General features: G+C 44.9%; 10 protein-coding genes. 9 read left to right on the top strand and 1 reads right to left on the bottom strand.

The genetic code is table 11. The annotated features are described in order from the left end of the window. Positions 1-672: 672 nt before the first annotated feature. From ABXT59_RS08505 to ABXT59_RS08480, 6 genes are all read left to right on the top strand, one after another. The gene (locus ABXT59_RS08505) at positions 673-1335 is read left to right on the top strand and encodes a bacteriorhodopsin-like (RefSeq protein WP_443635546.1); all 663 of its coding nucleotides are present in this window, start codon (positions 673-675) and stop codon (positions 1333-1335) included. 104 nt (positions 1336-1439) lie between these two features. Beyond that, a complete protein-coding gene (locus ABXT59_RS08500) occupies positions 1440-2402 on the top strand; it encodes a polyprenyl synthetase family protein (RefSeq protein WP_443635544.1) in 963 nt (320 codons plus the stop codon). After that, complete coding sequence (crtI, locus tag ABXT59_RS08495; RefSeq protein WP_443635543.1) at positions 2399-3904, top strand: phytoene desaturase family protein; 1506 nt, start codon at positions 2399-2401, stop codon at positions 3902-3904. The genes ABXT59_RS08500 and crtI overlap by 4 nt, the downstream gene beginning before the upstream one ends. A 3-nt stretch (positions 3905-3907) precedes the next feature. Continuing rightward, positions 3908-4828, top strand: a complete 921-nt coding sequence (locus ABXT59_RS08490) for a phytoene/squalene synthase family protein (RefSeq protein ID WP_443635541.1) — start codon at positions 3908-3910, stop codon at positions 4826-4828. Further along, a complete protein-coding gene (locus tag ABXT59_RS08485) occupies positions 4812-5933 on the top strand; it encodes a lycopene cyclase family protein (protein ID WP_443635539.1) in 1122 nt (373 codons plus the stop codon). The genes ABXT59_RS08490 and ABXT59_RS08485 overlap by 17 nt, the downstream gene beginning before the upstream one ends. After that, positions 5926-6750 carry a Brp/Blh family beta-carotene 15,15'-dioxygenase gene (locus tag ABXT59_RS08480; protein WP_443635538.1) on the top strand — a complete coding sequence of 275 codons (825 nt, stop codon included), beginning with the start codon at positions 5926-5928 and terminating at the stop codon, positions 6748-6750. The genes ABXT59_RS08485 and ABXT59_RS08480 overlap by 8 nt, the downstream gene beginning before the upstream one ends. Before the next feature lie 194 nt (positions 6751-6944). On the opposite strand, the gene ABXT59_RS08475 is transcribed toward ABXT59_RS08480, so the two are convergent. Then, positions 6945-7748, bottom strand: a complete 804-nt coding sequence (locus ABXT59_RS08475) for an SDR family NAD(P)-dependent oxidoreductase (RefSeq protein ID WP_443635536.1) — start codon at positions 7746-7748, stop codon at positions 6945-6947. Between the two features lie 433 nt (positions 7749-8181). Between ABXT59_RS08475 and ABXT59_RS08470 the strand changes: the two genes are divergently transcribed. From ABXT59_RS08470 to ABXT59_RS08460, 3 genes are all read left to right on the top strand, one after another. Beyond that, complete coding sequence (locus ABXT59_RS08470; RefSeq protein WP_443635534.1) at positions 8182-9486, top strand: M24 family metallopeptidase; 1305 nt, start codon at positions 8182-8184, stop codon at positions 9484-9486. 40 nt (positions 9487-9526) lie between these two features. Beyond that, the gene (locus ABXT59_RS08465) at positions 9527-11002 is read left to right on the top strand and encodes an NAD-dependent succinate-semialdehyde dehydrogenase (protein WP_443635532.1); all 1476 of its coding nucleotides are present in this window, start codon (positions 9527-9529) and stop codon (positions 11000-11002) included. A gap of 76 nt (positions 11003-11078) precedes the next feature. Then, on the top strand, positions 11079-13253 hold the full coding sequence (locus ABXT59_RS08460) for an alpha-ketoacid dehydrogenase subunit alpha/beta (RefSeq protein ID WP_443635530.1): 2175 nt from the start codon (positions 11079-11081) through the stop codon (positions 13251-13253). The last annotated feature ends 7 nt before the right edge of the window (positions 13254-13260 follow it).

Genomic DNA, 13260 nt, shown 5'->3' with positions numbered 1-13260 from the left:
GTAAATTTTTTGTAAATAAATTGTATGCAAACGTAAATAAAAACTTAAAAATGTACCTTCAATCAGTGAAACCTCACATAAAAATCTGATCTATTGCATAGATATTTATAAAATAATGCATAAATTATTTCAGATATTTAAGTTTTTGTGACACAAGTTTATCTTTTGCGCTTTTTAGTGACTGTTTCTTTTTAGGTAAAAGCTTGAGTCTAAATGTTTTTTAGAGAAAATAGTCAAAGCTAGGCGTAATGCCATTCTCCTCAAACCCTCGACTTGCTTGTTTTTCCCACCACTAGAATGGCTGATGGCAACTTTGTGGCTGCATCTTTATTAAAAAAATAGGGAAAAAGTTAATAGTTAAATTGTAGGTAAACAGAACTTTTATACTTTTTTTCAAAACCTCGTTTGGAACTTTAAGATTTTATGAGAACTATTAGCCTTTCGAAAAGTAGATGTTGAATGAACGTATTATTAAATACCACTAATTTGCACCGCTGTTGAAAAAAGGATAGATTACATTGGCCAGTTTCTATCACACTAGATACTGGACTAGCTGTAAAAGTGGTGTTTCGTATGTTGATCAGGAAATTAACGTCCTAACACTGAAAATAAGGTATTTAAAATTAGGGGTTACAAATGACTTATAACTTAACGTCCGCCGATCCGGTTGGCATGTCTTTTTGGTTAATTTCCATGGCGCTTGTCGCGGCTACAGCGTTCTTCTTTATAGAGCGTGATCGTGTAGATGGAAAGTGGAAGACATCCTTGACGGTATCAGGCTTGGTTACGTTGATCGCTGCAGTTCACTATTTCTATATGCGTGACGTATGGGTTGCTACGGGAACATCTCCAACAGAATTGCGCTATATTGACTGGCTATTAACTGTGCCACTATTAATGGTTGAATTTTATTTGGTGCTTGGCGCTGTAACAAAAGTGCCTGTTCGCGTATTCTGGAAGTTACTACTTGGTTCTATCGCTATGTTGGGCTTCGGCTTCGCTGGTGAGACAGGTATGATGGATGTGAATATAGCGTTCGTCTTAGCAATGGCAGGTTGGGCATTCATCGTTTGGGAGATCTTCAAAGGTGAAGCTAGCCAAATCAATGCTGGGCTTTCAAATGCCAATGTTCAAAAGGCCTATAAGTGGATGCTTATCTGTGTAACGATTGGTTGGTCTATCTACCCTATCGGATACTTCTTTGGTTACATGGCAGGTGGTGCTGATGCAGCAACGCTGAATATTGTGTATAACCTAGCCGACTTTATCAACAAGATCGCGTTTGGTGTGATTATCTGGGCTGCTGCAGTAGCAGATTCAGATTCTAAAGCATAATTAAATCTGTTTGAATGATAGGAGGGGCCAGTCTCGCTGGCTCTTCTCTTTTTTCGGAATAAAATTAAGCATTTAAAGAGCTTTACTTGATAAGGGTACGCTTAATGTCCCCAATACACTTTACTCATCAAAAGAATTTGCTAATAGAGCTAGACGGTCTATATAAGCGTGAAATGCCACATCCTTTAAGTAGCTTAGCAGCCGCTGCTGAGTATCACTTTAAAAATCCAGGAAAATCGTTTAGAGCTCAACTCGCTTTATCCAGTGGTTTTGCCCTAGGATTAGACACTTTAGATAATTTACACTGGGCAGCTGCATGCGAGCTATTGCACAATGCTTCCCTTATTCACGACGATATCAGTGACGCCAGCATTCATAGGCGCGGCCAAGAGAGTATTCACCAACACTTTGGATCAGATATGGCCCTATGCTTGGGTGACTGGATGGTTGCCAAAGCCTTTGAGTTGGGTGCTAGAAATACCCAATATAGTGGTGTTTTAGTCGCCTTATTAGCTCAGGCAATGCAGGAAACCTGCAGTGGTCAGATATCTGATATCACCCAGCGTCAATGTGCTGAAATAGCCGAATGGCAGCGCATCGCTAAAAGCAAGACTGCTCCACTGTTGGTTGCTCCAATCAAAGGTGCAGCCATAGCTGCGGGTATGGGCCCAGAAATATTGGGTCTTGAGCAACTCATTGGCTTATGTGGAATGGCCTATCAAGGCCGCAATGACATAGACGACATTATCCCATCAAGCCATCGGTCGAGTGACCTTGATGGTCGCAAACCTAATTTAGTGATTAGTTTGTTTGCTAAAAAAGGCGTTGGTCGAGAAGACTTTTTACGGTGGTATCACTCTGACGATGTTAATCAACTTACCCATTGGCAGCGCCGCATTGCCTCCAATGAGGTGATTCTTGAAGCCAATGTTTTGGTCGATGGTTGGCTTTTGGAAGCTGAGCAGCTAGTGAGTTCGTTACCTCCTCAATTACACACTGTGGCTCAGAGCTTAGTTGCTGCTGTGCAGCAGAAAACAGAAACAACACTCCAAGGGCAGATCGCTTGACATCAAAAACATTTGGAGCCGGTAAAACGGTGGTGGTTATTGGGGCAGGTTTTGCTGGTATAGCAACTGCGTTAAGGTTAAGGGCTTTGGGATATGAAGTAACATTAATGGAACGCTTAGGCAGTCTTGGTGGCCGAGCACAGGTGTTTGAACGGGGCGGCTATCGACACGATGCAGGCCCTACAGTAATTACTGCACCCTTCTTGTTTGATGAGTTGTTCGAACTGTTTGATGAGAAATTGAGTGATCATCTGGACTTTGTGCCGTTAGACCCTTTTTACCGATTTCATTTTGCTGATGGTAGTCAGTTTGATTATCGTGCTAGCGTTGAAGATACGCTAACAGAGATTAGGCGCTTTAACCCAGACGATGCTGATGGCTATCTAAAGCTGCTCGAAAAGTCTAAGAAAGTCTATGATGTTGGCTTTAAGCAGTTGGTTCATCGGCCGTTCACCCGCCTATGGGATATGGTCAAACAGGTGCCGGCCTTGCTCATTCTCAAATGCTATAAAACAGTTTCGCAAATGGTTAATAGCCATCTCAAACACCCACTAATTCGACAAGCTTTTTCGATACACCCCTTATTAGTGGGCGGCAATCCCTTTAAAACAACCGCCATTTACACGCTTATTCATTATCTTGAACGACGTTGGGGAGTGTTTTTCTGCATGGGTGGCACGGGTAAACTGGTAGAAGAGTTGGCGGCACTGATGGACCGCCACGGCATCACTATCCAGCTTAATGCTGATGTAGATGAAATTATGGTAGAACATAATCGGGCTACTGGCGTCCGTCTTAATAGTGGTGAGCAAGTTGACGCTGATATTATTGTGTTTGGTGGAGATCCTGAAACCTGTTATCAACATTTATTACCAAAGAAAAAATCACCACTGCCCAGCATAAAAAAACACTATAGCATGGGTCTATATGTGCTTTATTTTGGTACTAAAAAGCTATATCCAGACGTTGCCCATCATAGTATTTGGATGGGACCTCGATTTAAAGAACTGCTTGCAGAAATTTTTGATGCCAAACACATGAGCGAAGATTTCTCTCTCTATGTGCATCGCCCTACGGCGACAGATAAGAGCTTTGCACCGCCTGGATGTGAGTCATTCTACGTGCTCTGTCCAGTTCCTAACTTACAAGGTAATGTGAATTGGGAGACTGAAGGGGAAGTGCTCCGAGATCGCATTGTAAGTGCTTTAGAGGAAACAATATTACCAGAACTGAGTTCTGTGATTGAGGAAGTCTTTTGGATGACTCCAGAGGACTTCGCGAAAGATTATCGCTCCATGCATGGTGCTGGTTTTTCTATCGAGCCACGGCTCACGCAATCAGCTTGGTTTCGCTTTCATAACCGTGACAAGGCGCTTGAAAATCTCTACTTCGTGGGTGCTGGCACCCATCCAGGGGCTGGATTACCAGGTGTGGTTAGCTCCGCTAAAGTGGTTGAGGAATTGCTCACTGGGGTTGAGGTAGGGTCAGGGTCAGGTGGCTAATTGATGACATCTTTGCAGCCTAACCGTGTTAGCTCAAGTCATTCCCAATCGCAACAGGTGTTGGCCCGTCATGGAAAATCTTTTTACTGGGCGAGTAAGTTTCTTGGGGCTGAATTAGCTGAGCGGGCCGCACAGTTGTATTTGTTTTGTCGATATGTGGATGACTTAGCCGATGGAGACCTACCCGACCGGCAGGAATCACTGAAAGACATTCGCCACCGTCTAGGAGGCAATGTAATTTCCGCTGGGCCTGAAATTGAAGCCTTTATGGAATTAGCCAGTGCTTATAATATTCCTTTGAGTGCAGCGACTGAGCTGTTAGATGGCATGCTTAGCGACCAAACGCCCACTGCTGTCGCTGATGAGGCTGAATTGTTAAGCTACTGCCATGCGGTCGCAGGCACAGTTGGGTTGATGATGTGTAGGGTACTGAACTGCGATGAACCGCGGGCAGATAGCTTCGCTATCGATTTAGGCATCGCTATGCAGCTTACTAATATTTCCCGTGATGTGCTTGAAGATGCCAAAATGAACCGGCGCTACCTGCCGGCAAGTTGGACCAATGCCACTCCAGAACAAATCGCTGCTGCTGATGTTGATTGTCAGCAGCAGGTGGCACAGGCCATCAGTCGGCTGCTGGATCTGTCAGAACATTACTATGCCAGTGCTCAGCTTGGCATTCGTCTATTACCTTTTCGCTCAAGATTATCCATAGCCATTGCTTTGCGGGTGTATCGCCAAATTGGTCGGGTACTTAAACGTCGCAAAATGGTATGGTGGCGGGCAAGGGTTATGGTCACAAGTTCTGAAAAAGTATGGCTTAGCCTTCGCAGTATGGGTGATCTATGGCCTAAAAAAGTACCTCCACACCAAGCCCAATTACATCAACATTTACAGGGATTAGCCGGTGTCCAGCCCAGATGAAACTATTCAGCTAGACATTGCTATTGTGGGTGGTGGCAATGCTGGAATGACACTTGCGACTAAGCTAGAAGGTGTGTCGGCAACGATATTTGAACCCAAAACTCCTATTGAGCGCGATTGCAGTTGGGCCCTCTGGGCGCAAGCACCACAATTAAAAGAGCTGGCCCCAGCCATCCGTGGTAGCTGGAATCAATGGCGCTTAATTGATTATGCGGGTGAAATCATTCATCACAGCCATGAATATCATTACGCTAGTCTTAGCTCCGCAAAATACCTACAGCATTGTGAAACTTTACTTAAAAGTCCAGAAATGATGGTTAGGGCCCCGGTGGAGAATCTGCTTGGTGAAGGTGGTGGTGGACGATTTAGTGCTAATGGACAAAGCTACAACGCCAAGACTATATATGATAGCCGGCCACCTAAGTCAGAACCTCAAACTTTGTGCCAGCATTTTATAGGCTGGGAGATTAAGCTTACATCGCCCATAGAAAACCCTCATATAGCGACCCTAATGGACTTTCGGGTGGACCAGTCACGTGGGCTACACTTTATCTATGTGTTGCCTTATTCAGATCGACACTTATTGATTGAATCGACCATGATATCAAACCAGCTTGAAGATAAAGACTGGTACCGTAGTGCCATAAAGCGATGGCTTTCTGAGCATGGGCTTGAGGTGGAGTCCCAGTTGAGTGAAGAATATGGCGTTATTCCTATGGCCAAGGTACAGCCTCAAAATCCTGATGTTAATAACATTGGTGCGGCTGGTGGAGCAGTGCGTTTATCCTCTGGATATGCCTTTAGTACCATTCAAGCACAGATGACTATGCTTGCTGCATCTATTGCCGCTGGCAGCCGCACCCCGACCAAACCATTTTCTAAGGTCTTGATTTTTTTAGATAACGTTTTTAACCGAGCCCTCAACGACCAAACTGATCATGGAGTGAGTTTGTTTATGGCCACTGCTAAAGCCCTTAATGCAGAGCAATTTTCGCGCTTTATGTTGGGTAGGGCCGGCTTAGTTGAGTGGGTTCGAGTGATATTAGCGATGCCTAAATGGCCGTTTATCAAATCAGCGTTGCAGCAGTTATTGGCTCATGACTAGCTTTGATCTAGCTGCTATTGGTGCAGTATTGCTTGTTGGAGTGCCGCACGGCGGTCTTGATGGGGCAGTAGCGCGCCGCATTGGCTGGCCCAAGGGTGCTCTAGCATGGATGGGGTTTAATCTTAGCTATGTATTACTTGCTGGTCTGGTAGCTTGGATTTGGTGGCAGTGGCCCATACTTAGTTTGTCTGTTTTCCTTATTATTTCGGCATTGCACTTTGGTGCGAGTGATATCGCTCTCACTGAGTCATCTAGTGCAGAAAAATCCTTCATGCGATGGCTTCCACTAATCACGCACGGTGGTTTGGTGTGTATTGCGATTCCCAATTTTCAAGCCATTGCGGTGCAACCCCTGTTTACTTTATTGGTGGGTGACATAGGAGCGGCTATGCTCATTAATAGCATCGGTATGCTCTTTCTACCCTGGCTCCTGTGTTTGTCTGCCTACTGTATTTACGCTCTTATATACCCTGTATGGCGCCAACCACTGCTCAACTTGGGTATATTATTACTACTAGTGTGGTGGCTGTCGCCCCTCATCAGTTTTGCTGCCTATTTTTGTTTATGGCACAGTCGTAGTCATATGTTACGCATATGGCGCAGTCTCAAAGAAGAAGAGGAGCGCCAGCGCAGTTTCATTGAAACCGTGGTCTATACTCTTTTAGCATGGGCGAGTGCGTTGGTCTTTGTTCTAATGTCTGAGGGGGCGCTCACGACGGTGTTAATACAAATCACCTTTATCGGACTCGCAGCGCTCACGGTACCCCATATGTTGCTTGTTGATCTAGCTGATAAGTTGAAAAAATCTCACGGTTGAGGAAAAGCCATCAGTAGTGAAGTTTAGGACCTACATTGGCTAGGCTTCGTTAAAGCGGACAAAGTTTGATAACGAGTGTTTTTTTGGGTTTAAATTGGTTCTAGCAAAGAGCGATTTTATTGAGTCAAGTGCGCGCAAATAATTGGGATGAGCTAGTTCAGTTTGTGAGCTGTAATAGTTCACCCCAATATTGCTTACTGCATAATCATGCCGCCATCAATCATAATTAATTGGCCAGTCATATAATCAGATTCGCCACTAGCAAGGAAGCTTGCGGTGCCCACCACATCTTCAGGATAGGAATAGCGTTTCATTAAGATCATATCTTCTGCCAGTTGATCCATCGATTGGCCTTCCTTTTCAAACTTTCCTATAGCAACTAAGTCTTTGTCTAACTGCTCCCATAGTTCAGTTCTTACCACACCTGGGCCATAACCGTTTACGGTGATATTTTCCGCCGCTAATGCCTTAGCACCTCCATTAATCATGGCTAAGACAGCATGCTTACTGCAGGCATAGGGCACCACATCGTCAAACGCTTGACGCGAAAGAATAGAGCCTACATTGATGATTTTGTAGGGCTCACTTTGTTTGCCTTGCTTAATCATTTGTTTGGCTGCTTCCTGCATGCCTATGAGTGTGCCCAGAGCGTTAATGTCCATTATTTGGTGCCAGTTCTCTTCTGTAATATCTAAGAACATAAGAGGTGTATTGACACCAGCATTATTTAGCATAATGTTAATCGAGCCAAAGGCTTCGGCAGTAGCTTCTACGGCGGCTTTGACCTGATCGCGTTTAGTGACATCGACTTTGGCTGCAATGGCCTGTCCACCGCTGGCTTTAATACGGGCCACTACTTCTTGGCACCCAGCAAGATTAACGTCTGCTACGCAGATTTTCGCACCTTGTGCAGCATAGTGCTCTGCTATGGCTGCACCCATGCCTCGAGCAGCGCCCGTGATCATCACATGTTTGCCTGTTAGGCGGTTAGTATCCATAAGTCATTTCCTTTAAGTTTAGATTTATAATTTAAAGCTCAGTTAGTTCTAATAAGCATACATAGCTTCTGTGCAAACGATTGCATCATGAAAGCAATATTAAGTCAAGATCTAGTTTAAAAAACATGTGATAAGTATAGCTAACTCACCTCAAAATAGTCAATTACCTACAACCCTCTTTTACCACTGTGGTTAACTCATGCTTGCTACGTTAGTAAGTGATTAAATAGGTTGACTAAAAAAATATATTATGTTGCAATATGCATGCAATCGGTTGCATCAATTTATGTTTTCGTATGTGGTTGCAATAAATAAAAATTAATTAGAGCGACCTGTTTTCGCCAGTGCTCTTAACTTAATAACGCTGAGTTGGTTCGCCACTTTTAGAGCTGCAACGACCAAGCTTTAAGACTCGATTTTATAAGGTAATACTATGACTATATTGACATCTACTGATCCTAAAATTATACAGGCGGGTGATATAGACCCACGCTGGGATTGGAAAGGGATGATTCCAGCTCCTGGGCGTATGAATGTGGATTTTGAAGAGCGTGTTGATTTTCGTCGTTTACATAATTATCGGACGGCTCGGGCAAGGCAGGCGTTGGCTAATTCGAATATTGGAGCGTTATTGTGCTTCGATAATAACAATATTCGTTATTTAACAAGTACCGTTATTGGTGAGTGGTCAAGGGATAAAATTTGTCGCTACACACTATTTACAGGTAACTCTGAACCCTATCTATGGGACTTTGGATCGGCAGCAGCCCACCATCGCTTGCACAACCCTTGGCTTGAGAAAGATCGAGTTATGGGGGGTATGCTTGGGCTTCGGGGCTCTGTTCCAGAAGACGTCGGTTTGTTCCGTAACGCGGCAAAACAGATTGCTGATTTGTGCCGTAAAGAAGGCGTATTCGATATGCCGCTTGGTGTAGATATTGTTGAGCCACCTATGATGTTTGCCCTTCAAGCTGAAGGCCTTACAGTCGTTGATGCTCAGCAAGTCATGCTGGACGCTCGCATGATTAAGAGTATGGATGAAATTATTTTACTCAACACTGCCGCAGCAATGGTCGATGGTGCTTATCATCATCTGTCGGAGGCGTTAAAGCCTGGAGTGCGTGAAAATGAGATGGTGGGATTAGTTAACAAGTTTTTGTATGACAATGGTTCAGATGATGTTGAAGCTATTAATGCGGTCTCTGGAGAGCGCTGCAGTCCGCACCCGCATAATTTTACCGACCGCATGTACAGACCAGGAGATCAAGCGTTCTTTGATATTATTCATTCCTATATGGGCTACCGTACCTGTTACTACCGAACCTTGAACGTAGGCTTCAAAACTCAAGGTCAATCTGATGCTTACAAACAAGCACGTGAGTGGATTGATGATGCAATTGCCTTGGTAAAGCCCGGCTTAACGACTGACAAGATCGCAGCTATTTGGCCCAAAGCTGAGGATTTTGGCTTTGCTAATGAAATGGAAGCCTTTGGTTTACAGTTTGGTCACGGACTAGGCATGGCCTTGCATGAACGCCCAATTATTAGTCGTTTGGTGTCGTTTGATAAGCCTTTCGAACTTCAAGAGGGTATGGTCTTTGCTCTTGAAACCTATTGTCCTGCGCTTGATGGCAGTGGGGCGGCGCGTATTGAAGAAGAGGTCGTAGTGACTGCGGATGGCTGTAAGATACTGACTCTGTTCCCTGCTCAAGAGTTATTTGTGGCTAACCCGTATTAAGCCAGGGCTTTTTACCTCTCTTTGAAATAATGGAACTAACATGACAAGTCAATTTGCTGCAGGATTCACGGTAGATTTAGCAACCAGTGTGCCGACAGATCTATATATTAACGGCCAATGGGTGCCAGCCTCAGATGGAAATAAGTTCCCAGTGATTAATCCAGCCAATAATCAGGTCTTAACGAGTGTATCTTCAGCCTGTGAGCAGGATGTGCTAAGTGCCATCGATGCTGCCCATCATGCTGCCCATGATTGGGCCAACACCTCACCAAGGGCCAGGGCAGAAATATTGCGTAAAGCTTTCGACCTAATGATTGAGCATAAACGTACGATGGCTCGGCTTATTTCTTTGGAAGAGGGTAAGACCCTGGCTGAGGCACTGGGTGAAGTGGGTTATGCTGCTGAGTTCTTTCGTTGGTATGCTGAAGAAGCCTGTCGTGACCAAGGTACGTTTATGCGCGCGCCTGCAGGGGCTAACAATATATTGGTAAAAAACCAACCAGTGGGTGTATGTCTGTTGATTACGCCATGGAATTTTCCTGCTGCAATGGGGACCAGAAAAATTGCACCTGCGCTTGCTGCTGGCTGCACTACAATCCTCAAACCTGCATCAGAAACACCATTAACTGCGCTGTATTTAGCTCAATTACTTGAGCAAGCTGGGGTGCCGGCGGGCGTAGTGAACGTCATTCCGTCTAAGCGCTCTTCCATGGTGTCTGAAGTCAGCTTAAGTGATTCACGGGTTAGAAAAATTTCCTTTACTGGTTCCACAGAAGTGGGTCGATTGTTGTTGGCAAAGGCCAGTGAAAGGGTCGTCAACTGTTCCATGGAACTGGGTGGTAATGCGCCATTTATTGTTTTAGAAGACGCTGATATGACGGTTGCTGTGGACAGTGCCATGGTTGCCAAAATGCGTAATGCGGGCGAATCTTGTATTGGTGCTAATCGTTTTTATGTGCACCATTCGAGGGCAGAAGAATTCTCCACCCGCTTGTCCCAAGCTATGGGTGAGCTAGTGCTGGGGGACGGTTTACAAGAGGGTGTTGATGTTGGCCCCTTAGTTAACGCGAGCACCATCGATAAGGTAGAACAACTGGTTAATCAAGCTGTTGAACTCGGTGCCAAAGTCCTAACAGGTGGCGCACGATTGGCAGGCCCTGGATTTTTCTATCAACCCACTGTGTTAGTTGATATACCTAAGCATGCAGATATATTACGCGAAGAAATATTTGGACCTGTGGCACCAATCGTTACTTTTACGACTCAGGACGAAGTGATTGTCGCTGCAAATGACACAGTTTTTGGTTTAGCTGCTTATGTAATTGGTGTCAATCTAGGTAACGCTTTAGCGGTAGCAGAAAGGCTTGAAGCTGGAGTTTTAGGAGTCAACAGGGGCTTTATATCTGACCCAGCAGCACCCTTTGGTGGTGTTAAACAAAGCGGTATTGGTCGTGAAGGTTCACAAGATGGTTTGCATGAGTTTACTGAGAAAAAATATATCGCTATCGATTGGTAATAAACCCCATCGAATCGCAAGCTGAGTCTTAACACATTAAGAACCGTGTAATCACTAATTGACAGGAGTAATGGCAGTGGCCAAGGCAACAAATATACCCATAGACGTAAAATGGCTGCAAATCACGGCAACAAATGCCGATTGGAAAAAAATAGGTAAGTCTGAATGTATAAAAATGCTCACTCATTTGCATATTATCCGTGCCTTCGAAGAAACCTTATCAGGTTTAAATAATAATGGTTTGATCCATGGACCTTTGCATCTAAGTATTGGCCACGATGGGGCTGTTGTGGGTGCTATGTCAGAACTTGGCACAGATGACTTGGTTAACGGTTCACACCGAGGTCACCATGTATTTCTAGCTAAAGCGCTAAATCATGTACATGAAAAAAATCTTGAGTCATCGACAGGCGAGTTCTCTCCAGCGGTCAGAGACACTGTGTACCGAACTATGGCTGAAATTATGGGTTTACAGCCTGGCTATAGTGGTGGTCGTGGCGGTTCAATGCACCTGCGCTGGAAAGAAGCAGGTGTGATTGGCACTAATGCTATTGTGGGTGGTGGTGTACCTACTGCTGCCGGTGCCGCGTGGTCGCAACAAAGAGATGGCAAAGGCAAGGTTGTGTTGACCGCTTTTGGCGATGGTTCGTGTCACATAGGTAATGTGCTTGAAACCTTTAACCTAGCCGCTCTTTACGACCTGCCTCTATGTTTTTATATTGAAAATAACGGTTATGCGGTGTCTACCACAGTGGCCGAACAAGCACGTGAAACGCGTATGTCAGCCCGTGGTATTGGCTTTGGTATTCCGTCTTTTAAAGTTGATGGCATGGATCCCATTAGCGTACGCATGGCCATGCAGCAAGTGAACGAATTGTTACGAAATGGACAGGGACCTGCCGTACTTGAAGTCGATGTGTATCGTTTCTACCATCACAGTGGTGGTGTGAAGGGCAGTGCCTTTGGCTATCGGGAAAAAGAAGAAGAGCGGGAGTGGATCGCACGCGATCCACTGCGCTTTATGGAAGCTAAAATGATCAACTTGGGTTGGCTCAATCAAGACGAATGTGATGCCATAGGCACAGCAGCAGCCGAATTAACTGCTGATGCTGCAGAAAAGTTAACGGTAACCCACAATGGTACCCGCGCTATCCGAGAGGAATTGTGGCCAGACCCCAGTACTTGTGATGACAGTTTACGCAGTAACCTAGAAGAATTAGAGCATCTGAACTATGTAGAACAAGAAAACTTTATAGGCGAGCTTGCGCCCACTAAATTCATTACTTCGATTGCTAAAAATATGGTGCGCCGCTTTGATACGGATGAACGTTTGTTTGTGTTAGGGGAGGACGTGCATAAACTGATTGGTGGCACTAACGGAGCGACGAAGGGCATCCCTGAGCGTTGGCCTGATCGCTGTGTACCGACACCCATAGCAGAACATGGTTTTGTGGGTTTAGCTGGCGGGGTTGCCGTGACTGGTAAATATCGTCCAGTGGTGGAGCTCATGTACCCCGATTTTGGTTTAGTCGCAGCGGATCAATTGTTTAACCAAATAGCTAAAGCGCGTCATATGTTCGGGGGCACTATCAAAATGCCTTTGGTATTGCGCACCAAGGTGGCTATTGGCACAGGATATGGCTCTCAACACTCTATGGACCCTGCAGGATTGTTTTCTATGTGGCCTGGTTGGCGCATTGTGGCACCGTCTAATCCGTTTGATTATGTTGGTTTAATGAACTCTGCTTTGCTGTGTGAAGATCCAGTTTTGGTGATTGAAAGTGTAGAACTTTATAACAAAGTGATGCCTGCCGCAGTTGATAATGATGATTATTTTATTGCTCTTGGATCCGCTAAAGTGGTTCGAGAAGGTGCTAAATTCACTGTGTTAACCTACTTAAATATGGTGGGCAGGGCATTAGACGTGTGTGAAGAGCATGGTATAGATGCTGAAATTATTGATCTTAGATCTTTAGACCGTGCTGGCCTTGATTGGGAAACCATTGGCGCTAGTATTGAAAAAACCAACCACGTGATCGTATTGGAGCAAGGTTGTGTGACTAATTCTTACGGTGGTCTGGTGGTTGAAGAAATACAGAAGCGCTACTTTGATCACCTAGATCATCCAGTCAGGCGTATTCATGGCGGTGAAGCATCGCCTGTAGTTTCTAAGCCTTTGGAACGTGCAGCGTTTGTTGGTGCAGAAGAAATCCTGAACGGTTTTGAGCAAGCTTTAGCAGATCAGGGCTAATATACGA

This window comes from Candidatus Njordibacter sp. Uisw_058 (genome assembly GCF_047730065.1).
Lineage (GTDB): Bacteria > Pseudomonadota > Gammaproteobacteria > Pseudomonadales > Balneatricaceae > Njordibacter.
The sequence above is the reverse complement of the archived record's forward strand: the minus strand, read 5'-3'. Positions and strand labels throughout refer to the sequence as shown.

What these genes read in the sequence shown, in the direction of transcription:
- ABXT59_RS08505 (WP_443635546.1), top strand. Translation starts at nt 673, where the DNA reads ATGTCTTTTTGGTTAATTTCCATGGCGCTTGTCGCGGCTACAGCGTTC.
- ABXT59_RS08500 (WP_443635544.1), top strand. Translation starts at nt 1,440, where the DNA reads ATGTCCCCAATACACTTTACTCATCAAAAGAATTTGCTAATAGAGCTA.
- ABXT59_RS08490 (WP_443635541.1), top strand. Translation starts at nt 3,908, where the DNA reads ATGACATCTTTGCAGCCTAACCGTGTTAGCTCAAGTCATTCCCAATCG.
- ABXT59_RS08480 (WP_443635538.1), top strand. Translation starts at nt 5,926, where the DNA reads ATGACTAGCTTTGATCTAGCTGCTATTGGTGCAGTATTGCTTGTTGGA.
- ABXT59_RS08475 (WP_443635536.1), bottom strand. Translation starts at nt 7,748, where the DNA reads ATGGATACTAACCGCCTAACAGGCAAACATGTGATGATCACGGGCGCT.
- ABXT59_RS08470 (WP_443635534.1), top strand. Translation starts at nt 8,182, where the DNA reads ATGACTATATTGACATCTACTGATCCTAAAATTATACAGGCGGGTGAT.
- ABXT59_RS08465 (WP_443635532.1), top strand. Translation starts at nt 9,527, where the DNA reads ATGACAAGTCAATTTGCTGCAGGATTCACGGTAGATTTAGCAACCAGT.